The organism is Actinosynnema sp. NPDC059335 (assembly GCF_042752395.1).
Classification (GTDB): Bacteria; Actinomycetota; Actinomycetes; order Mycobacteriales; family Pseudonocardiaceae; genus Actinosynnema.
The window spans coordinates 1-20,945 of the sequence record NZ_JBHYXZ010000143.1; the positions used below are offsets into that span (position 1 = coordinate 1).

Here is a 20,945-nt window from a genome sequence, read left to right on the forward strand (position 1 = left end):
GGCGGGGCGCGCGGGGGTGGGGCGCCCCCGGCCCCGCGGGCGGGCACCCCCCACCGGCTCAGCCGACGCGGCAGGAGAGGCTCGGCCAGCTCCAGTTGCCGTTGTGCTGGATGGTGAAGCCGAACACGTTGCCGTTGCCGTTCGGCCGCGCGGTCATCACGTTGCCGCTGGAGTCCCAGGTCGGGCTGGTGTTCCAGGTGGCGATGATCTTCTGCGGCGAGCTGACGGTGACCGTCACGATCCAGTTGTTCGTGCCCGAGACGGTGACCTGGCCGTTGAAGCGGTCACTCCACTTCTGGCCCTCGGAGTACGTCGCGGTGCAGCCGGCCGGGTTCGTCGGCGACGTGGTGGTCGGCTCGCCCGAGGTCGGCGTGGTCGGCGTGGTCGGGACCGACGTGCCGGCGGCGTTCAGGGCGTTCAGCACCGAGGTGTAGGCGGCCTTCTTGTTGCCCGAGCCGTCGAACAGCAGCGGGGTGCCCGAGGCGCGCCACGAGTCGCTGTCGCGGATGCCCCACACGGTGATGCCGGTGCAGCGGGTCACGGCGAGGCACGCCTGGACGACGCCCTGGTACTGCTGGGCCTGCGAGCTGCCCGAGCCCTCGATGTCCAGCTCGGTGATCTGGACGTCGACGCCGAGGTTGGCGAAGTTCTGCAGCGTGGTGTGGTAGTTGGAGGGGACGGGGTTGCCGCTGTTGAAGTGGGCCTGGAAGCCGACGCAGTCGATCGGCACGCCGCGGGACTTGAAGTCCTGGACCATGCGGTAGACGCCCTGGGTCTTGGCGTGCGACCAGTTGTCGGTGTTGTAGTCGTTGTAGCAGAGCTTGGCGTTCGGGTCGGCGGCGCGGGCGGCGCGGAACGCGGCCTCGATCCAGTCGTTGCCGGTGCGCTGCAGGTTGGAGTCGCGGCGACCGCCGCTGCTGCCGTCGGCGAAGGCCTCGTTGACGACGTCCCAGGCGTAGATCTTGCCGCGGTAGTAGGTGGCGACCTGGGTGACGTGGTTCAGCATGGCCTGGCGCAGGGAGGAGCCCTCCATGCGCTGCATCCAGCTCGGCTGCTGGGAGTGCCAGGCCAGGGCGTGGCCGCGGACGCGCTTGCCCTGGTTGCGGGCGTGGTTGACGATCCGGTCGGCGTTGCCGTAGCTGAACTGGCCCTGGTTGGGCTCGGTCGCGTCCATCTTCATCTCGTTCTCGGCCGTGACCATGTCGAACTCACGGTTGAGAATGTTGACGTAGGTGGAGTCGCCCAGCTTGTTGGCGGCGACGGCGGTGCCGAAGTAGCGGCCGCTCTGCTGCGCCGCCGCGGCGAGCGTGGAGGCGGCACCGCTGGCGGGCGACGCCACGAGGACCGCGGCGCCCGCGGCTGCGGCCACCAGTGTCGACACGAGTGCGACTCGTGAGACTGACTTCGCTGTCAGCGTCATGTTCGGCGCTTTCTGGGGAGCACCCGCGAACGCGCGGGTGGGACGGGTGGGTTCGGGCGGCCGACGGCTCGCCCGGTGCGGGTGGCCGACGCTTCCCGTGGCCACCCGCCGCTCGGTCCGAAACGTTAAGCAGTATTAACCGAAACAGTTTGGGCAATCAAGGCCCCACTGAACCCACCAGCGTCCCGTTCTCCGGGCATGAACCTCCTGGGTGGTCGGTCAAGGCGGATCTTGGTCTGCGACAAAATCCGCTGGTTGACGGCTGGTTAAGCGGTTCGGTTCCTGATCGTTTCCGTTACGCTGTGCAGTGCCTCGGCGACGGAAAATTTCGAGAAGATTCGAAACAAATTTCGCAAATTTCGGCTGCCCAGGTGCTCTTGCACGATGGATTCCATGCCGGTCAGGGGGTGGTCAGGTCGAACTGCCGCACGGTCACCGCGCCGCCCAGGGCCTGGGTGGCGAAGTTGAAGACGCCGAAGCGGTAGCCCATGAAGAACTGCCAGGTGTTGTTCAGCGTGAACGTCGGCCCGAGCGAGGTGAAGTTCACGCCGTCCGTGCTGTAGGAGAACCGGGCGACGCGGCCGGACCCCGGCCGAATGTCCGCGTTGGCCCTCAGCCAGATCCGGCCGCCGCTGACCGCGGCGCTCGCCGCCTCGGTGCCGGTGCTGGTGGTGCGCCAACTGCCGTCCATGGCCAACCCGGTGGTCATGACCACGCGGGTCTGGCCGTTGTCGCGCCGGACGCCGATCCAGGCCGACGACTGGCGCAGCATCGCCAGGCCGGTCCGGTCGCCGTCGCGCATGGCGCTGTAGTCGAGCTGGACGGTGGCGGTGGACGTCGGGCCCTGGATGCGGTGGGTCAGGGTGTTGCGGGCGGCGTACAGGTCGTTGGTGACGGTGGCGGTCTGCAGGGTCAGGCCGTTGTTCACCGAGTACCGGGACGTGTCCGGGTCGTGGTTCCACTCCCACTGCGGGCCGAGCGCGGTGCCCGCGAACGTGTCCGTGCCGGTGAGGGGCTTGACCGGCCGGGTGGGCAGCGGCGAGGGGTAGTTCACGCCCCACCGGCCGTTGACCGTCTGGAGCGTCGGCCACCCGTCCGCGGTCCACGTGATCGGCGCGAGCGCCGGCACGCGGCCGCCGGGGTAGGCGTCCACGAACGACATGTAGTACCAGGCCCCGGTCTGCGTCTGCACCAGGCCGCCCTGGTGCGGCACGCCGCCGCCGGAGATCGGGCCGGGCAGGTCGAGCAGCACCTGCCGCACGGTGTAGGGGCCGAAGGGCCCGTTGTCCGACTTCAGCACGTACTGGCCGTTGGCGGGCCTGGTCAGCCAGATGTAGTAACTGCCGTTGCGCTTGTAGAACCGGGCGCCTTCCAGGGTGCCGATGTTCGACGGCGTCTGGAACACCTGCTGCGCGCGGACCTGGCTGCGCCCGTCGGCGGACAGCTGCGCGACGCTGATGGTCGAGTTGCCGTACGCGACGTACATCGTGTCGTTGTCGTCGATGAGCATGCCCGCGTCGTAGTAGCAGTTGTCGATCTGGGCGTGCCGGTTCCACGGGCCCTCGACGCTGGTCGCGGTGTAGATGTAGGTGTCGTTGAAGTCGATGCACCCGGCCCAGTAGTACGTGCGGTTGCTCGGCCGGTACTGCAACGTCGACGCCCAGATCCCGTTGACGTACGCCCGCTGCCCGTTGGTCAGGTCGTACTTGGTCCCGAAGTCCAGGGACGGCACCGAGTGCCCGGCGAACTCCCAGTTGACCAGGTCGTAGGAGCGCAGGATCGGCGCGCCGGGCGAGTAGTGCATCGTGGACGCGGTCATGTAGTAGGCGTCCCCGACGCGGATGACCTCGACGTCGGCGAAGTCCTGCCACACCACCGGGTTGGTGTACTGGCCGCCCGGCTGCTGCGGGGTCGTGGTCGTGGTGGTGGGCTCGCCGCTGCCGCCGACGCGCACGAGCTGCCACTGCTGGTTCGCGCCGCCCCAGTCCGAGTACTGGACGACGTTGGCGCCGTCCGCCGTGGAGGCGTTCTGCACCTCGACGGCCTTGTTGCTGTTGCGGTTGATCAGCCGCACGTACCCGCCGTCCGAGTCGGCCAGCCGGAACTGCTGGTTCGTGCCGTTGCCGTCGGCCCACTGGACGATCGACGCGCCGTCGGCGGTGGAGAAGTTGTAGACGTCGAGCACCTTGCCGGAGTGGCGCGACTTCAGCCGGTAGTAGCCACCGCCGGAGTCCACGAACTGCCACTGCTGGTTGTTGCCGTCGTTGCGCGCCCACTGCGTGATGCGCCCGCCGTCGGCGGTCGAGAGGTTGTAGACGTCGAGCGCCTTGCCGCTGTTGCGGTTCACCAGCACGTACCACGCGTTGGTGTCCACAGTGGCCGCGGAACCCGTCGCCGCGCCGAAGACGACCACCACGCCGCCGAGCACGACCGCGGCCAGCACCGCGGCCATCCGCGACAACCGGCCGCGACGGCGCGCGGACCGCCGCGGGAGTTCATCCGGGACGGACATGACTGCTCCTCACCCGCCGCGTCGGGGCGGCGTCACAAGGGTGGAGCCCCCGCACGCCGTGCGGGGGCTCCGGATCGGTCAACAAGGGGGGAGCGGCGGGGTTGGCCCGCCGTGCGGGGCAGGGCGTCGGGTCAGCCGACCCGGACGAGCTGCCACTGCTGGTTCGCGCCGTTCCAGTCGGAGTACTGGACGACGTTGGCGCCGTCCGCGGTGGAGGCGCCCTGCACCTCGACGGCCTTGTTGCTGTTGCGGTTGATCAGCCGGTAGTAGCCGCCGGACTCCACCGCGCGGAACTGCTGGTTCGTGCCGTTGCCGTCGGCCCACTGGACGATGGAGCCGCCGTCGGCGGTGGAGAAGTTGTAGACGTCGAGCACCTTGCCCGACAGCCGCGACTTCACCCGGTAGTAGCCGCCGCCCGAGTCGACGAACTGCCACTGCTGGTTGTTGCCGTTGTTGCGGCTCCACTGCGTGATGCGCGCGCCGTCGGCGGTGGAGAGGTTGTAGACGTCGAGCGCCTTGCCGCTGTTGCGGTTCACCAGCACGTACCACGCGGTCGTGTCGATCCCGGTCGGCGGCTGGGTGGTGCCGCCGTTGAGGGCGTTGAGCACGGAGGTGTACGCGGGCTTCTTGTTGCCCGAGGCGTCGAACAGCAGCGGGTTCTGACCGGTGCGCCACGAGTCGCTGTCGCGGATGCCCCAGACCGTGATGCCGGTGCAGCGCGCGACCGCCAGGCACGCCCGCGTCACGTCGGCGTACGCGTTGGCCTGGTTGGAGCCGGAGATGTCCAGCTCGGTGATCTGCACGTCCACGCCGAGGTCGGCGAAGCGCTGCAGGTTGGCCTGGTAGTCCGACGGCGCGGAGTTGGTCAGGTGGGACTGGAAGCCGACGCAGTCGATCGGCACGCCCCGCGCCTTGAAGTCGCGCACCATGTTGTAGATGCCGGTCGACTTCGCGTTGATGCCGTCGGTGTTGTAGTCGTTGTAGCACAGCTTCGCGCCCGGGTCGGCCGCGCGGGCCGTGCGGAACGCGACCTCGATCCAGTCGTTGCCGGTGCGCTGCAGGTTCGAGTCACGCCGCCCGCCGCTGCCGCCGTCGGCGAACGCCTCGTTCACCACGTCCCAGGAGTGGATCTTGCCGCGGTAGTAGGTCGCGACCCGGGTGATGTGGTTGACCATGGCCTGCCGCAGCGCCGAGCCCTCCATGCGCTGCATCCAGCCCGGCTGCTGGGAGTGCCAGGCCAGGGTGTGGCCGCGCACCTTCATGCCCCGGCTGATGGCGTGGTTGACGATCCGGTCGGCGTTGGTGAACGTGAACTGGCCCTGGTTGGGCTCCGTCGCGTCCATCTTCATCTCGTTCTCGGGGGTGACGCTGTTGAACTCGCGGTTCAGGATCGTCGTGTACGTGCTGTCGCCGAGCCTGCCCGCCGCGACGGCGGCGCCGAAGTACCGGCCCTTCTCGGCCGCCGCGGCCCCCAGCGTCGTGCCCGCCTGGGCCTGCCCGGTGAACGCGACCGCCATCATCGTGGCGACGAGTCCCGTGACGAGCAGCAACGCCGTTGTTCTCGGCCGCCGCGCGGGCGTCGGCCGATTGACCGCTCGTGTCGATTGAGTCATCACATGTCCTCACGGATCAGAACACCGCGGGCACGGTCGCCGCGCGGTGGCAGGGTGCCGCCGGTGCGCGCACCGGCCGTCCGACCTCGAGTCCCAATGCGGGTGTTAACGCTAACAATTATGCGCTTGATCCTCCCCGCGGAAAAGGGAATGGCATTGGGTCGCAGTGGTCGTCACTGCGGGGCGCGCGTCGTACGACTCAGACTGTGGTCGATCGCACAGGCGTGGTCAAGGTGTTACGAAAATATTTCGTGCAGGTGAGCCCCGGTGTGGGTCCGGGAACCGCCGTTCGTCCGCTTTCCTGGAAAGATCGACGGGCCCTCGCGGCGGCGTGGTCAGTTCGAACGCCGTTCGACAGCGAATTCGGTCGAGTCGCTAACGTTAGCGCAAACATTTTTAGCAATGCGGAGCACTCTGGCCGCGGTCGCGGAAGTCGAGGTTCCGGATCACGTCGGCGGCCGCCCGGCGGTGCGACAGCAGGAGCACCAGGAGCAGCGGGGCGACCAGCAGCAGCGACCCGGCGCACAGCAGGGGCACGTCCGTGCCCCAACGCCCCTGGAACGCGCCGAGCGCGCCGGCCGCCGTGCGCCGGGCCGGGTCGTCGACCAGGACGATGGCGAGCAGGAAGTGGTTCCACGTCCAGACGAGCAGCAGCACGGCCAGCGCCGACACCGCCGGGCGGGCCAGGGGCAGGTGCACCCGCCGGAACACCGCCCACGGCCCCGCGCCGTCCAGCCGGGCGCTCTCGGACAGCTCCGGCGGCACGCCCGCGAAGTGCGCCCGCGACCACAGCACCGCGACCGGCAGGTGCACCGCGACCAGCGCCGCCACCAGCCCGAACCGGGTGTCCAGCAGCCCCAGGTCGCGCACCTGGTGGTACAGCGGTGTGACGACGGCCTCCAGCGGCAGCACCAGGCCCACCGCGAACAGGCCGAACACCAGGCGGTGGCCGGCGAACCGCAGGCGCCCGAGCGCGTAGCCTGCGGGCACGGCCAGGACCAGCGTCAACGGCACCGCGGCCAGCGCGACCAACCCGCTCGACGCCAGCAGCGCGGGCACCCGCCCGGACCGGAACGCCGTCGCGAAGTTCGACCAGTGCGGCTCGTCCGGCCAGGTCAGGCCCGGCGGGTAGGTCCCCGGCGGGTGCAACGCGGTCACGAAGAGGTCGGCGAACGGCGCCAGCGTCACCACCACCAGCAGCGCCGGCGCCAGCCGGCCCGCGACCCGCTCCGCCCGGCCCGCCCTCACCGCGACCCGCTCCGCCCGGCCCGCCCTCACCGCGACCACCGCAGCACCGGCGCCACCACCGCGAGCACCAGCGCCATGAGCACCACGGCCAACGCCGACGCGAGCCCCACCTCCCGCTGGGCGAACGCGAGCTGGTACACCTCCAGGCCCGGCACCGACGTGGCGTCGCCCGGCCCGCCCTGCGTGGTCACGTAGACGACGTCGAAGCTCGCCAGCGCCGCGATCGCCGTCACGGTCACGCACACGCCCAGCTCACGCCGCACACCGGGCAGCGTCACGGCCCGCAACGCCTGCCAGAAGCCCGCGCCGTCCAGCCGCGCGGCCTCGTGCAGCGCGGGGTCGATGCGGTCCAGGCCCGCGAGCAGCAGCGTCGTGCACAGGCCCAGCAGCACCCACGCCCCGATCACCCCCACCGCCGCCAACGCCGTCGCCGAGTCGCCCAGCCACGCCCGCGTCAGCCCGCCCAGGCCCACCGCGTCCAGCAGCCGGTTCACCGCGCCCGTGGACGACAGCAGGAGGCTCCACGCGATGCCCGCCGCCACCAGCGGCACGGCCTGGGGCAGGAGCAGCACCGCGCGCACCGGCCCGCCCGCCCTCGTGCGCCGGAGCACCGCCGCGGCCAGCAGGCCGAGGGGCACGGGGATCCCGGTGAAGAACACGATCAGCAGGAGCGCGTGGCCGAGCGCCCCGCACAGGTCGGGGTCGGTGAGCACCCGGCGGTAGTTGTCCCAGCCCACCCAGGTGGACGGGCCGACGCCGTCCCACCGGTACAGCGAGTACCGGACCGTCGAGGCCAGCGGCCGGAGCACGAACACCGCGTACACCGCGAGCGCGGGCAGCACGAACAGCCAGCCGGCCGACCGGGACGCCGCCGACCTCACCCGTCGACCTGGTCGGCGTAGTCGGCCTGCACGCGGGCCAGCAGCTCCTCCGGCCCCAGCTCGCCCGCGGCCAGCTCCTGCAACCGAGGCGTCCAGCTCTCGGCCAGGATCGCGCCGGTGGCGTTGGCGATGAAGTCCATGCCCGTGCCGTCCGCGACGAGTTGGGAGGCGGCGGCGAGCGTGGCGGCCGTGACCGAGCCCGGCTCGACCGGGGGCAGCGGCGCGTCGGCCGGGCCGAGGGGGAGCGACCCGCCCACCCGCACGGTGGTCTCGCGCGCCACCGGGTCGGTGACCGCCCAGTTCAGGAAGTACGCGGCGCAGTCGGGGTGCGCCGCGCCCGCCGGCACGCCGAACGTCGGCGGGCCGGACATGGCCGACCGGGGGTCGCCCGCCCGCACCGGGGGCACGAGGAAGAACCCGACCCGGCCGGGCATCCGCCGGTCGAGCGCCGCCGACTCCCAGTCGCCGTCCAGCATGAACAACGCCCGCCCCGAGGTGAACCGGTCGATCATCCGCGCGTAGTCGGTGGCGTTGAGGTCGGCGTCGAAGTACCCGGCGCGCAGCCACCGCTGGAGGTGCCGCGCGGCCTCGGTGTTCGCCGGCGTGTCGATCCGCGCCCCCGGGACCTGGAAGATCCAGTCGTCGATGGCCGACGGCGAGCCGTAGGCGGCCATGAGGCCCTGCAAGGGGAACGCGAGCCCGGCCGTCGCGCCCGCGTTGAAGCTCGCCAGCGGCGTGATGCCCGCGTCCTTGGCCCGCGCCAGGGCGTCGTCGAACTCGGCCAGCGTCGCCGGCTCCCGGAACCCGATCCGCGCGGCCAGGTCCTTGTTGTAGAACACGCCGGTCACGCTGGTGGAGAACCCCATCGCGTAGAGCGGACCCGCGCCGCGCGGCCGCCCGCCCGGGGCGACCCGCATCGGCCGCAGCTGCGCCGCGGGCCAGTCGTCCCAGCCGAACCACGCCGCGTAGCCGTCGAGGTCGCGCAGCAGCCCGTCGCCGACCAGGTCGGACACCTGTGGCAGCCGCACCAGGTCCGGCGGGTTGTCCGCGAGCAGGCGCGGCGCGTTGCGGGTCAGCACCGCGTACTGCTCCTCGCGCACGTCCCAGGTCACGTTCGGGTGCTGCCGGGTGAACTCGTCGGCGAGGGCCTTCGCCAGCGGGAAACCGGTCTCGAAGCGGGCCCGCAGCACCACCGGCCCGGCGCCGCAACCGGGGTCGGACACCGGCGTCGCCGACGTCCCGGCGGGGTCCGGGCGGTCGCCGCCGGGCGCCGCGCACCCCGCCAGGAGCGCCGCGGCCACCGCGGCGACGGCGATCGCCCGCGGGCCGGATCGTCGGGGCAAAGTGTTCTCCTCGCTTGAGCTAAATCGTGTTAGCCTCCCGGAGTTTCGAGACGGCACGACGCGGTGTCAAGGACCGCGAGTGTCCCTTGAGGACGGAGGACCGCCGTGGGGCGACGACGCGTCACGCTGGCCGACGTGGCCGCGGCGACCGGTGTCTCGACCACCACCGTGTCGCTCGTGCTGGCCGGTCGCGGCCGCGACTTGCGCATCTCCGAAGAGGTGGAGCAGCGGGTGCGCTCGACCGCGCAGGAACTGGGCTACCGGCGCAACACCCTGTCGGTCGGCCTGCGCACGGGGCGCACCCAGACGATCGGGTTCGTGTCCGACACCGTGGCGTCCTCGCTGCTGGCCGGGAACATGATCAAGGGCGCGCTGGAGGCCGCGCACCGGCGGGGGTGCATGCTGTTCTTCGGCGAGACCGGCGGCGACCCGGACGTCGAGCGCGCCCTGATCGAGGCGATGCACGACCACCGGGTCGACGGCATCATCTTCGCCGCCATGTACACCCGGAAGGTGGCCGTGCCCGAGGGCTTGGACCACGGGCCGGCCGTCCTGCTCAACGCCCTGCCGACGACGTACTCCCCGGTGCCCGCCGTGCTGCCGGACGAGGTGGAGGCGGGGCGGGCCGCCGCCCGCGTGCTCGTGGAGGCCGGCCACCGCGACGGAGTCCACGTGGTCGGCGCGGGTCCCGGGCTCGAGGACGTCCCGCCGAACAGCATCGCCGCCCGCGAGCGGCTGATCGGCATGCGCCAGGTGTTCGGCGCGGCCGGCGTCGGGGTGGTGAGCGCCCACCAGTGCCCGAAGTGGATGCCGGAGGACGGCTACGACACCACCCGGGGACTCCTGCGCCGCCACCGCCCGAAGGCGCTGGTGTGCCTGAACGACCGGCTCGCGTTCGGCGCCTACCAGGCGCTCGCCGACGCCGGGCTGTCCGTTCCGGACGACGTCTCCGTGGTGTCGTTCGACGACCACCCCATCGCGTCCTGGGTGCGGCCGCGCCTCACCACCGTCGCCCTCCCGCACGAGCAGCTCGGCGCGAAGGCGGTGGAGGTGCTCTTCTCCGCGCCCGAGCGGCGCAGGCGCGGCAAGGGCGCGCTCGTGGTGCACCGCGTCCCCATGTCCGTGCGGGTCGGCGAGTCGGTCAGGTCGCTGGTCGAGCCGGCGGGGCGGACCGGCCGACCGGGTTCTGTTCACGTTCACAAGGGCAATTGATCCGGCGCTGCCGTTCAATGGGCTGAACGGAGCAATTTCCGGCAAAATTCCGTCTAGCTGGGCAAATCGGATCAAGGTGACCTGGCATTCGCGTGGTCCGGACGTGATCGAGCTAAAGTGAGCGCTCACAACTTTAGCTTTGACCGGGCTGTCGGGGCGCGGTTACATTGGCGTGACGATCAAGGCCGCTCCGCGCCGGACGCGACCCCGTCCCGCCGCCGGGCGTCGTCGTGCAGGCCGTCGATGATGACGTGGGGAAGTCCGATGCGACGCAGTCCGCTGTCACCCCGGGAAGGCTCGGCGAAGCCCGGCCGTGCGCGCGGACCGGCCGCGTCCGGGTCGGGCGCGCCGTCGGCTCCACCGCGGCGGGTCCCGCGTCGCGGCCGACCGGCGGGTGCGGCCCGGCCGGGCTCCCGGTCGTCGGCCCCACCGTGGATGGCCCGCCGCCAGGCGGCTGTGGACCGGCTCGTCGGTCCGTCGCCGAACGTGCGACCGCTCGCGGACCGCGAGCGCACCGGCCCCGACCGCCCGTCGTCACGTCCCGGCCGACCGGAGTTCCCGACCCCTCGGCCGGGCTGAGCGGCACGCCCGCCGCCGGGGTGCGCCGCCGACCCGACCGCCGCGACCGGCTTCCCGACGTCCCTCCCGGAGGTTCCGCGATGAGATCGACGCTGTTGTCCCCGGTGATCCCCCGGCGCGCCCTCGCCGTGCTCGCCACCGTCCTCTGCGCGCTGGCCCTCGCGCCCGCGACGGCCCGGGCGGACAACCCGATCGTGCAGCACATCTACACCGCCGACCCGGCCCCGCTGGTCCACAACGGACGCGTGTACCTCTACACCGGACACGACGAGGACGGCTCGACCTGGTTCACCATGAAGGAGTGGCGGGTCTGGTCCTCCGACGACATGGTGAACTGGACCGACCACGGCTCGCCGATGAACCTGTCCACGTTCGCCTGGGCCAAGCAGGACGCGTGGGCGGGCCAGGCGATCGCGCGCAACGGCAAGTTCTACTGGTACGTGCCGGTGGTCAACCGGTCCACGGGCCGCATGGCGATCGGCGTCGGCGTGGCCGACAGCCCCACCGGCCCGTTCCGCGACGCCATCGGCCGCCCGCTGGTGGAGAACGGCGAGATCGACCCGACCGTCTTCATCGACGACAACGGCCAGGCGTACCTGTACTGGGGCAACCCGAACCTGTGGTACGTCCGGCTCAACGCCGACATGGTGTCGTTCAGCGGCAGCCCCACCCAGATCCCGCTCACCACGGCGGGCTTCGGCGCCCGCACCGGCGACGCGGCCCGGCCCACCCTCTACGAGGAGGGCCCGTGGGTCTACAAGCGCAACGGCCTGTACTACAACGTCTTCGCGGCGAAGTGCTGCTCGGAGTTCATCGCCTACTCGACCGCGCCGAGCCCGACCGGCCCGTGGACCTACCGCGGCACGGTGATGCCGACGCAGGGCAGCGCCTTCACCAACCACGCGGGCATCGTCGACTTCAAGGGCAGCTCCTACTTCTTCTACCACAACGGCGCCCTGCCGGGCGGCGGCGGCTTCACCCGCTCCGTCGCGGTGGAGCGGTTCAGCTACAACGCCGACGGCACCATCCCGACCATCACCATGACGTCGGGCGGCGCGCCGCAGGCGGGCACGCTGAACCCGTACGTCCGCCAGGAGGCCGAAACCATCGCGTGGGGTTCGGGGATCGAGACCGAACCTTCGTCCGAAGGCGGCATGAACGTCGGGTGGATCGAGAACGGCGACTACATCAAGGTCAAGGGCGTCGCGTTCGGCGGGGGAGCGCGCTCGTTCAACGCCCGCGTCGCGTCCGCCGGCGCCGGCGGCACGATCGAGGTGCGGCTGGACGGTCCGAACGGCACGGTGGTGGGCCGCTGCGGGGTTTCCGGTACCGGCGGGTGGCAGAACTGGGCCACGGTGTCCTGCCCGATCAGCGGCGCGACCGGCACCCGCGACCTCTACCTGCGGTTCGCCGGCGGCAGCGGCTACCTGTTCAACGTGAACTGGTGGCAGTTCAGCGCTTAGCGGGCACGGCGCGACTGACTTCGTTCTCCGAACTTAGATAGTTCGCGCTCACAAACCGCCTTGTCAGCGCTGGTTTCCGGGCGCTGACGCCACGCACATGCACTGTCGGACAAGGCTTCTTGACGGAGGTTGTGACACAGCTTACTGTCGTGAGCGCTAACAATCGGTGTTGAGGCCGAAACTTTCGGACAGGGGGTCCGGGAGGCTCGACCCGGTTCGCGCACACGCCGACCGGCGGTGGCCACCTGCCCGGTGGCCACCGCCCGTCCTCGCACACCTTGGAGAAGCGTCGTGAAACTCCGCTTGCCCCTGCTCGGCACCGCCGCGGTCCTGGCCCTCGTCGCCGCCTGCACACCCGGCACCGGAGGCGGCGGGGGCGGGGACGGGGACGGCAAGTCGTTCGAGTTCTGGTCGTTCTCCGCGATCAACCAGAAGCTGACCGTGGACGCCTACCAGGCGAAGCACCCCGACGTGAAGATCAAGCTGACCGAGGTGGGCACGTCGACGGAGACCGCCCAGTCCCTCACCACGGCGCTGGCCGGCGGGAAGGTGCCGGACCTGGTGCTGATCCAGGGCGACAACCTGCCGCAGTTCGTGGAGCAGCCGCAGAACTTCGTCGACCTGCGGACGCTGGGCGCGGACGACATCAAGGACGACTACCTGGACTGGGTGTGGGAGCAGAGCGTCGCCAAGGGCGGCGAGGTGCTCGGCGTCCCCACCGACGTGGGCGGCATGGCGGTGGCCTACCGGACCGACCTGTTCGCCGCGGCCGGGCTGCCCACCGACCGTGAGTCGGTGAGCGCGCTGTGGCCGACGTGGGACGCGTTTATCGAGACCGGCAAGCGCTACAAGCAGGCCACCGGCAAGGCGTTCACCGACAACGCCGCCACCAGCGTGTTCTACCAGGCCGTCAACCAGGTGTCGGAGAAGTACTACAGCGCGGACCGCAAGCTGATCTACGCGACCAACCCGCAGGTGAAGGCGGCGTTCGACCTGGGCATCAAGGCGGCCACCGCCGGGATCACCGCCGGCCAGTCGTCGTTCGAGAGCGCGTGGAGCGCCGGCATGGCGCAGGGCCAGTACGCGGCCGTGTCCGCGCCGTCGTGGATGCTGAACTCCATCCGCAGCACCGCCCCGGACACCAAGGGCAAGTGGGACATCGCGAAGATCCCCGGCGGCGCCGGCAACTGGGGCGGCAGCTACCTGGCCATCCCCAAGCGCGCGAAGAACCCCCAGGCCGCCTGGGAGTACATCAAGGAGATGCAGTCGCCGCAGGGGCAGCTGGAGCACTTCGCCCGCGTCGGCGCCCTGCCGTCCACCCCGTCGGTGTACGAGGACGCCAAGCTCACCGACGCCAAGGACCCGTTCTTCTCCGACGCGCCGACCGGCAAGATCTACACCGACTCGCTGCTGGGCCTCAAGCCGTTCTACATCGGCCCGGACAGCGCGGCCATCGGCCAGGAGTTCCTCAACGCCATCACCAACGTCGAGCAGAGCGGCGGCAACCCGGCCACGGCGTGGGACGACGCGGTGCGCAACATCAAGACCGCCATCGGCGAGTGACCGACGTGACCGCCACGCTCACCCCGGCCCGCTCGGCCGCGCCACCCCCGCCCGCGCCCCGCAAGGGGCGGGGGCTGGTCGAGCGGCTGTCGCCGTACGCCTACATCGCCCCGTTCTTCGTGATCTTCGGGGTGTTCGGGCTGTTCCCGTTCGCCTTCACGTTCTACGTGGCGCTGTTCGACTGGAACCCCATCGGCGACCAGGTGTTCATCGGCGCGGACAACTTCACCCGCATGTTCGCCGACCCGCGGTTCTGGAACGCGGCCGGCAACACGGTGAGCATCTGGGCGCTGTCGACCGTCCCGCAGCTGGCGCTGGCCCTGGTGCTCGCGCACGTGCTCAACCACGCCCGCCTGCGGTTCGCGCTGTTCTTCCGGATGTCGGTGCTGGTCCCGTACATCACCTCGGTGGCGGCGACGGCGATCGTGTTCGCGCAGCTCTTCGACCGGGACTACGGCCTGCTCAACTGGCTGCTGGGCCTGGTCGGCGTGGAGCCGGTCGACTTCGTCCAGTCCACCTGGGGCAGTCACGTGCTCATCGCGACGATGGTGATGTGGCGGTGGTTCGGGTACACCACGCTGCTCTACCTGGCCTCGCTCCAGGCGGTGCCGCGCTCGGTGTTCGAGGCCGCGGCCATCGACGGCGCGGGCCCGTGGCAGCGCTTCCGGCACATCACCGTGCCGTCGCTGCGGCCGGTGATCATCTTCACCGTGGTCACCTCGACCATCGGCGGGTTGCAGATCTTCACCGAACCGCTGCTGATCGCCACCGGCGCGCCGCTCACCTGCGGCTCGGTGCGGCAGTGCCAGACGCTCACGCTGTTCCTCTACGAGCAGGGCTTCGGGCAGTTCGAGTTCGGCTACGGCTCGGCGATCGGCGTCGCGCTGTTCGCCATGGTCGTGCTGATCGCCGCGATCAACTACCTGCTGTCCACCAGGATCAAGGCGGACCGATGACGAGCACCCCGACACGAAGCCGCGCGACCGCGGCCGGCCGGCGCGTCGGCCGGGTCCGCTGGTGGACCTACCTGCTGCTGTCGGCGGCCACGGTGGTCTGCCTGTTCCCGCTGTACTGGATGTTCATCGTCGCCACCACCGACACCGCCACGGCGACGAAGATGCCGCCCGAGGTCGTGCCCGGCGGCAACTTCTTCCACCTGGTCGGCCTGGTGCTGGAGACGGTGCCGTTCGTGCAGGCGCTGCTGAACAGCCTGTTCGTGGCCACCGCCATCGGCGTCGGGCAGGCGGTGCTGTGCGCGCTGGCCGGGTTCGCCTTCGCCAAGCTGCGCTTCCGCGGCCGCAACGCGCTGTTCCTGGTCGTCGTGCTGACCATGACCGTGCCGACCCAGCTCTCGGTCATCCCGCAGTACATGATCATGTCGTGGCTGGGCTGGGTGGACACCCTCCAGGCCCTGGTCGTGCCCGGCCTGGCCAGCGCGTTCGGCATCTTCTGGATGCGCCAGCACATCACCGCGACCATCAACGACGAGCTGATGCAGGCCGCGCGCATCGACGGCGCGAGCACCTGGCAGGTGTTCTGGCGCATCGCGTTCCCGATCGTCCGGCCGGCCGCGTTCGTGCTGGGCCTGTTCGGGTTCGTCACGGCATGGAACGACTTCCTGTGGCCGTTCATCGTGCTCAAGTCGCCCGAGCGCTACACCGCGCAGATCGCCATCAAGGCGCTGCAGAACAGCTACGACGTGGACCTCGGCCTGGCCATGTCCGGCTCCTTCCTGGCCACGATCCCGCTCGTCGTGCTGTTCGTCGTGGTCGGGCGGCGCATGGTGGCCGGGATCCTCGAAGGCGCTTTCAAGGGCTGACGCCCACGCACAACAAGGGAAACGATGACCTCACCGAAGCCCGAGGCCCTCTACGACAACCCCGTCATCCCCGGGTTCCACCCCGACCCCAGCGTGTGCCGCGTGGGGGAGGACTACTACCTGGTGTGCTCCAGCTTCGAGTACTTCCCCGGCGTGCCGATCTTCCACAGCCGGGACCTGGTGCACTGGCGGCAGATCGGCAACGTCCTGGACCGCCCGGCGCAACTGCCGCTGCCGGCCGACGCGATGGCGTCCGACGGGATCTACGCGCCCACGATCCGGCACCACGACGGCCGGTTCTGGGTGATCACCACGAACGTCTCGCACGGCGGCAACTTCATCGTCACCGCCGAGCGGCCCGAGGGCCCCTGGTCGGACCCCGTGTGGATCGACCTGCCCGGCATCGACCCCGACCTGGCCTGGGACGACGACGGCGCCTGCTGGGCGGCGTTCGCCGGCGCCAGCGGGCCGTCCTTCTCCGGCGTGCACGTCGCCCGCGTCGACCCGGAGGCCGGGAAGGTGCTGGAAGGCCCGGAGCCCGCGTGGGCGGGGACGGGCCTGCAGTGGCCGGAGGCGCCACACCTGTACCGCATCGGGGACTGGTGGTACCTGATGATCGCCGAGGGCGGCACCGAGCGCGGCCACACCGTGGCCATGGCGCGGGCCCGCTCGCCGCGCGGCCCCTGGGAACCCGCGCCGGCCAACCCGATCCTGTCGCACCGCAGCACGGACCACCCGATCCAGAGCACCGGCCACGCCGACCTCGTCACCACCCCGGACGGCGACTGGTGGATGGTCCTGCTGGCCACGCGCCCGGTCGGGTACAGCCCCAAGTTCCACGTCCTGGGCCGGGAAACGTTCCTCACCCCGGTGGCGTGGGAGGACGGCTGGCCCCGCGTCGGTCCGGTCCGGTCGCGGGAACGCGCGCCCCGCGTCCTGCGCCCGGTGGAGGCGGCCCCGCGCCGCGACGACTTCGACGCCCCCGTGCTCGACCCGCGCTGGATCTCGCCGCGGGCGCGCGAGGACGGCTCCTGGTCGCTGACCGAGCGGCCGGGCTGGCTCGCGCTGCACGCGACCGGCCCGTCGCTGGACCGGCCGGGCTGCACCTTCCTCGGCCGGCGCCAGCAGCACCCGGAGAGCCGGACGGCCGTCCTGCTCGACCACGCCGCCGGTCGGGCGGGTCTCACCGTGCGGTTGGACGAGGGGCACCACTACGACCTGGAGGTGGCCGACGGGCAGGCCGAGGTCGTCGCCAGGATCGGACCGCTGCGGCACACCGTGGCGACGCGCCCCGTGCCGCCGGGCCCGGTGACGCTCGCGATCACCACCCGGCCGTCCCGGACGTGGGCCGAGGGCGAGGAGCGGCGGTCGGGCCTGCACGTCGCCGCGCCGGACTACCTCACCTTCCACGTGGGCGACGACCCGGAGCCGCTGGCCGAGCTGGACGGCCGGTACCTGTCGACCGAGGTGGCCACCGGCTTCACGGGCCGGGTGATCGGCATGTACGTCACCGAGGGCACGGCCTGGTTCGACTGGTACGACCACGGCCCGCTCGACGGGTCCTGACCCGAGGCCGCGACGTCCCGGCCACGGGGGTGGCCGGGACGTGTCGGTCGGGGTCGTGGGTGCACGAGCCGAGGGCCGGGGCGGGTGGTGTTGCCGCGGTGCACGAGCCGGGTGGCCGGGACGCGCCGGCGTCGGTCTCAGCGTTCCAGGCGGCCGGGGTCGCCGGCGCCGCTGCGGCGCACCAGCCACGCTTCGGTGATGTGGGTGAACATGGCCTCGGCCGCGCCGGCGGGGTCGCGGGCGGCGATGCGCTCGTAGACGCGGCGGTGCCCCTGGTTGGAGGCGACGCACAGGGCGCGCTCGCTGCGCCCCATGTAGCGGGCGGTGTTGATCACCTGGCTCTCCAGCGAGCGCACGACGCCGCGCGCGATCCGGTTGCCGGACGCCTGCATGACGGTGTCGTGGAAGGCCCGGTCCTGCTCGCGGTAGGCGACGGGGTCGTCCACCAGCTCGTCCATGCGGTCCACCAGGGCGCGCAGCCGCTCGACGGTCTCCTGGTCGGCGGTGCGGGCCGTGACCTGGGCCATGTCCGATTCGAGCAGCCGCCGGGTGACCACCAGGTCGTCCAGCACGGCGAGCGTCTCGTCCTCGGCGATGGTGGCCGCGAGCACCATCTCGTCGAGCATGTTCCACGTCGTCGGCGGGGTGACGGTCGTGCCGGCCCCCTGCCGCACCTGGACCAGGCCCTTCTCCTGGAGGATCTTCACCGCCTCCCGGATGACGGTCCGGCTCACCGAGAAGGTCTCGCCCAGCGCGGGTTCGGGCGGCAGCGGCGTGCCGGGCGGGTGCACCCCGCGCACGATCCGCTGCACGAGTTCCGCGGTGACCGCCCTGGCCAGGTTGGCCGGCCGCCGCGTCCACTCCGGGGGAGCGGGTGAGCTTCCGGTCGGTTCCTGGCTCGCTGCCGTCATGTGCCCTCCGGTCGCCCCGCACCACGCCCACCCGCGGTTGGATCAGTATACGTAGTACGTTGGCGTGCCGGTTCGGTCACGGCCCCGCGGGCGACCCCGTCCGGTCGGGCGCGCAGTCGGGCTCGCCGAGCAGGCCGCGGACCAGGTCGGCCACGGTGTGCGCCTGCACGTCGGTGAGCGGGTCGGTGGTGAACCGGCCGGCGACGGCCCGCACGTGGTCCTGCGCGGGACCGGCGAGCCCGTCGTACACGGCCGCGAACAGCTCCCTGGCCGGCTCGCGCGGCCATCCCGGCGGGAGCAGGTCCAGGGGCAGCCTCGGGTCCAGGATCGGCAGGCGGCGGTAGGTGTCCATCACCTCGGTGCGGGCGCGGACCGCCTGGACGCCGGTGATCCGGGCGGCGCGGATGTCGGGCAGCAGCGGCCGCCAGCGCCGGAGGAAGCTCTCGTAGTGCCGGGCGATCTCGCCGGTGTCCCAGGCGTCGAGCGGGTCGCGGCCGGTCGACGCGCCGAGGTCCACGTGCCGGGCGCGGAAGACGGTCATCGTGCCGGGGGCGAGGTCGGCCACCTGCGCCCTGGCCCGGTCGGTGAGGTCGTGCGGCGAGATCCACAGGCCGTCGTAGAGGGGCGCGCAGCCCAGCCACCGCAGCTTCCCGCGGAGGTCGCGCCGCCGGCCGACCTCGTCCTGGGGCAGGGAGAACGCGATCAACGTCCACCACCGGTCCCACGGTTCGTCGTCGGCCCCGGCGGAGATGATGGCCCGACCGCCGGCGGCCAGGTTCAGGGCGGCGGTGACGGTGAGCCGGTAGGAGCTGTTGCGGCCCTGCCTGCTGCCCTCCAGCACGCCCCGGCGGGCCAGTCGGCTGATGGTGGCGCGGGCGCCGGCGTGGCTGACGCCCGCCTCGCCGAGCAGCGCGACGATGGCCGCCGACGGGAGCCAGGCCCTGGTCCGCAACGTGTAGTCGGCCAGCAGGGTCACCGCGAGGCCCTGCGGCGAGTTGCCGGACTGCCGGCGCGGGAGCCGGACCGCGTCGCCCGGGAAGATCTCCTCGATGTCGTAAGGGCTGGTCACGGCGGCTCCGGCGGTCGGCTCGGGGACGGTTGCCACCGACTGTAACCGGCTCCGAGTGGAGCACACCGCGCTGTCGAGACGGTTGATTGACAGTTCGTTGGCCGGCGTGCACGCTAAGTGTCACGCGACTGCCGGCCTCGATCAGGCCGGGCGCCACCGGCGGCACGTCCACGCGTGGGACCGCGCTCCGCCGCGCCGCGGGTCGCACCGGTCCGCGGCACCTCACCTCCCCTATCCGGTCGTGCGCGAAACAAAGGAGTCGAGCGCATGAAGGTCAGATCGAGCCTGTTACTGGCCGCGGCGGCGTCGTTGCTCGTCGGCGGCCTCGTCACGGCCGTGCCCACGCCCGCGTCCGCGGCGTCGTTGACCGAGGTCACCAACTTCGGCGCGAACCCCGGCGGGATGCGCATGCACGTCTACGTGCCGGACTCCCGTCCGGCCAACCCCGGCATCGTGGTGGCCATGCACGGCTGCGGCGGCTCGGGTCCCGGCTTCTACTCGGGCAGCGAGTTCGCCTCGCTGGCCGACCGGTACGGGTTCGTCGTCATCTACCCGAGCGCCCAGCAGGAAGCGGGCTTCGGCAAGTGCTTCGACACCTGGTCGGACGCCGCGAAGCGCCGCGGCGGGGGCAGCGACCCGGTGTCGATCGTGTCGATGGTGACCTACGTCCAGCAGCGCTACGGCGGCGACCCGAACCGCGTCTACGCCACCGGCTCGTCCTCGGGCGGCATGATGACCAACCACATGCTCGCGCTGTACCCGGACGTGTTCAAGGCCGGCGCGGCGTTCATGGGCGTGCCGTTCAACTGCTTCGCCAACGCCGCCGACTACCCGCCGGGCAGCAGCCGGTGCACCGGCAACGGCGGCGCGAACCGCACCCCGCAGCAGTGGGGCGACGCCGTCCGCGCGGCCTACCCCGGCTTCACCGGGACCCGGCCCCGCGTCCAGCTCTGGCACGGCACCGCCGACACCCTCGTGCCGTACGCGCTGCTCCAGGAGTCGATCGAGCAGTGGACCAACGTGTTCGGCCTGAGCCAGACCCCGTCGTCCACCGACACGCCGCAGACGAACTGGAACCGCCGCCGCTACAACGACTCCTCCGGCACGACGCAGGTCGAGGCGTACAGCATCCAGGGCGCGGGCCACAGCCTGCCCTCCGGCGGCATGGCGGCGCGGGCCATCTCGTTCTTCGGCCTGGACGGCACCGGCAACCCGACGTCCACCACCACGACCACCACGACCACGACGACGACCACCACCACGACCACGACGACCACGACGACGCCGGGCGGGTCGGGCTCGTGCCGCGTCACCGCGACGGTGAACGCGTGGAACAACGGCCTGACCGAGAGCATCACCATCACCAACACCGGGGCCACCGCGGTCAACGGCTGGTCGCTGGCCTTCACGCTCCCCGGCGGCCAGACCATCACCAGCGGCTGGAGCGCCACCTACTCGCCGACGTCCGGGCAGGTGACCGCACGCAACGTGGCCTACAACGCCTCGATCCCGCCGAACGGGTCGATCGGCATCGGCTTCCAGGCCACGCACACCGGCGACACCGCCAAACCCGCGTCGTTCACCCTCAACGGCGCGCCGTGCGCCACCGCCTGACCGGCGGCGCGGACGGGACCTGAGCCCGACCCGGCACCGCGCGCGGTGTGCGGCTGCCCTCCCGCACCGCGTTCGGTCGGGATGGGGGCGAGGGGGGGGGGGGGGCGCGCGGCCCGCCCCCCCCCCCCCCCC

General features: G+C 71.6%; 15 protein-coding genes. 7 read left to right on the plus strand and 8 right to left on the minus strand.

The genetic code is table 11. The features are described 5' to 3' along the window. Nucleotides 1–58 precede the first annotated feature (58 nt). The 6 genes from ACFXGA_RS31995 to ACFXGA_RS32020 form a co-directional block, all read right to left on the minus strand. Complete coding sequence (locus tag ACFXGA_RS31995; protein WP_378094400.1) at nucleotides 59–1,420, minus strand: endo-1,4-beta-xylanase; 1,362 nt, start codon at nucleotides 1,418–1,420, stop codon at nucleotides 59–61. A 400-nt stretch (nucleotides 1,421–1,820) separates the two neighbouring features. Next, nucleotides 1,821–3,932, minus strand: coding sequence for a family 43 glycosylhydrolase (locus tag ACFXGA_RS32000; protein WP_378094402.1), 2,112 nt, complete (start codon nucleotides 3,930–3,932; stop codon nucleotides 1,821–1,823). Nucleotides 3,933–4,063: 131 nt separating this feature from the next. Further along, entirely contained in the window at nucleotides 4,064–5,452 is a 1,389-nt protein-coding gene (locus ACFXGA_RS32005) for an endo-1,4-beta-xylanase (protein ID WP_378094429.1), read from the minus strand. A 489-nt stretch (nucleotides 5,453–5,941) separates the two neighbouring features. Then, a complete protein-coding gene (locus tag ACFXGA_RS32010; protein ID WP_378094404.1) occupies nucleotides 5,942–6,832 on the minus strand; it encodes a carbohydrate ABC transporter permease in 891 nt (296 codons plus the stop codon). Continuing rightward, nucleotides 6,820–7,674, minus strand: a complete 855-nt coding sequence (locus ACFXGA_RS32015; protein WP_378094406.1) for a carbohydrate ABC transporter permease — start codon at nucleotides 7,672–7,674, stop codon at nucleotides 6,820–6,822. Before ACFXGA_RS32015 ends, ACFXGA_RS32010 begins: the two co-directional genes overlap by 13 nt. Further along, nucleotides 7,671–9,017 (minus strand): ABC transporter substrate-binding protein, encoded by a 1,347-nt coding sequence (locus ACFXGA_RS32020; protein WP_378094408.1) that lies wholly within the window; start codon nucleotides 9,015–9,017, stop codon nucleotides 7,671–7,673. The genes ACFXGA_RS32015 and ACFXGA_RS32020 overlap by 4 nt, the downstream gene beginning before the upstream one ends. A gap of 105 nt (nucleotides 9,018–9,122) precedes the next feature. Here ACFXGA_RS32020 and ACFXGA_RS32025 point away from each other — a divergent pair, with 105 nt between their 5' ends. From ACFXGA_RS32025 to ACFXGA_RS32050, 6 genes are all read left to right on the plus strand, one after another. Continuing rightward, nucleotides 9,123–10,229, plus strand: coding sequence for a LacI family DNA-binding transcriptional regulator (locus tag ACFXGA_RS32025; protein WP_378094410.1), 1,107 nt, complete (start codon nucleotides 9,123–9,125; stop codon nucleotides 10,227–10,229). Between the two features lie 659 nt (nucleotides 10,230–10,888). Continuing rightward, nucleotides 10,889–12,271, plus strand: a complete 1,383-nt coding sequence (locus ACFXGA_RS32030; RefSeq protein ID WP_378094413.1) for a glycoside hydrolase family 43 protein — start codon at nucleotides 10,889–10,891, stop codon at nucleotides 12,269–12,271. Between the two features lie 291 nt (nucleotides 12,272–12,562). Then, nucleotides 12,563–13,834: an extracellular solute-binding protein gene (locus ACFXGA_RS32035; protein WP_378094415.1), complete on the plus strand. Its 1,272-nt coding sequence runs from the start codon at nucleotides 12,563–12,565 to the stop codon at nucleotides 13,832–13,834. Then, nucleotides 13,831–14,790 carry a carbohydrate ABC transporter permease gene (locus tag ACFXGA_RS32040; RefSeq protein WP_378094417.1) on the plus strand — a complete coding sequence of 320 codons (960 nt, stop codon included), beginning with the start codon at nucleotides 13,831–13,833 and terminating at the stop codon, nucleotides 14,788–14,790. Before ACFXGA_RS32035 ends, ACFXGA_RS32040 begins: the two co-directional genes overlap by 4 nt. Then, nucleotides 14,787–15,653: a carbohydrate ABC transporter permease gene (locus ACFXGA_RS32045; RefSeq protein ID WP_378094419.1), complete on the plus strand. Its 867-nt coding sequence runs from the start codon at nucleotides 14,787–14,789 to the stop codon at nucleotides 15,651–15,653. Before ACFXGA_RS32040 ends, ACFXGA_RS32045 begins: the two co-directional genes overlap by 4 nt. A 24-nt stretch (nucleotides 15,654–15,677) precedes the next feature. Then, a complete protein-coding gene (locus tag ACFXGA_RS32050; protein ID WP_378094421.1) occupies nucleotides 15,678–17,219 on the plus strand; it encodes a glycoside hydrolase family 43 protein in 1,542 nt (513 codons plus the stop codon). A 137-nt stretch (nucleotides 17,220–17,356) separates the two neighbouring features. Here ACFXGA_RS32050 and ACFXGA_RS32055 read toward each other — a convergent pair whose 3' ends face one another. Beyond that, complete coding sequence (locus ACFXGA_RS32055; protein WP_378094423.1) at nucleotides 17,357–18,130, minus strand: FadR/GntR family transcriptional regulator; 774 nt, start codon at nucleotides 18,128–18,130, stop codon at nucleotides 17,357–17,359. A gap of 76 nt (nucleotides 18,131–18,206) precedes the next feature. Continuing rightward, the gene (locus ACFXGA_RS32060; RefSeq protein ID WP_378094425.1) at nucleotides 18,207–19,199 is read right to left on the minus strand and encodes a PaaX family transcriptional regulator C-terminal domain-containing protein; all 993 of its coding nucleotides are present in this window, start codon (nucleotides 19,197–19,199) and stop codon (nucleotides 18,207–18,209) included. Between the two features lie 267 nt (nucleotides 19,200–19,466). Here ACFXGA_RS32060 and ACFXGA_RS32065 point away from each other — a divergent pair, with 267 nt between their 5' ends. Beyond that, the gene (locus ACFXGA_RS32065) at nucleotides 19,467–20,813 is read left to right on the plus strand and encodes a PHB depolymerase family esterase (RefSeq protein WP_378094427.1); all 1,347 of its coding nucleotides are present in this window, start codon (nucleotides 19,467–19,469) and stop codon (nucleotides 20,811–20,813) included. The last annotated feature ends 132 nt before the right edge of the window (nucleotides 20,814–20,945 follow it).

Coding starts and splice junctions, on each gene's coding strand:
- ACFXGA_RS31995 (WP_378094400.1), bottom strand. CDS start 1,420: ATGACGCTGACAGCGAAGTCAGTCTCACGAGTCGCACTCGTGTCGACA.
- ACFXGA_RS32000 (WP_378094402.1), bottom strand. CDS start 3,932: ATGTCCGTCCCGGATGAACTCCCGCGGCGGTCCGCGCGCCGTCGCGGC.
- ACFXGA_RS32005 (WP_378094429.1), bottom strand. CDS start 5,452: ATGATGGCGGTCGCGTTCACCGGGCAGGCCCAGGCGGGCACGACGCTG.
- ACFXGA_RS32030 (WP_378094413.1), top strand. CDS start 10,889: ATGAGATCGACGCTGTTGTCCCCGGTGATCCCCCGGCGCGCCCTCGCC.
- ACFXGA_RS32045 (WP_378094419.1), top strand. CDS start 14,787: ATGACGAGCACCCCGACACGAAGCCGCGCGACCGCGGCCGGCCGGCGC.
- ACFXGA_RS32050 (WP_378094421.1), top strand. CDS start 15,678: ATGACCTCACCGAAGCCCGAGGCCCTCTACGACAACCCCGTCATCCCC.
- ACFXGA_RS32055 (WP_378094423.1), bottom strand. CDS start 18,130: ATGACGGCAGCGAGCCAGGAACCGACCGGAAGCTCACCCGCTCCCCCG.
- ACFXGA_RS32065 (WP_378094427.1), top strand. CDS start 19,467: ATGAAGGTCAGATCGAGCCTGTTACTGGCCGCGGCGGCGTCGTTGCTC.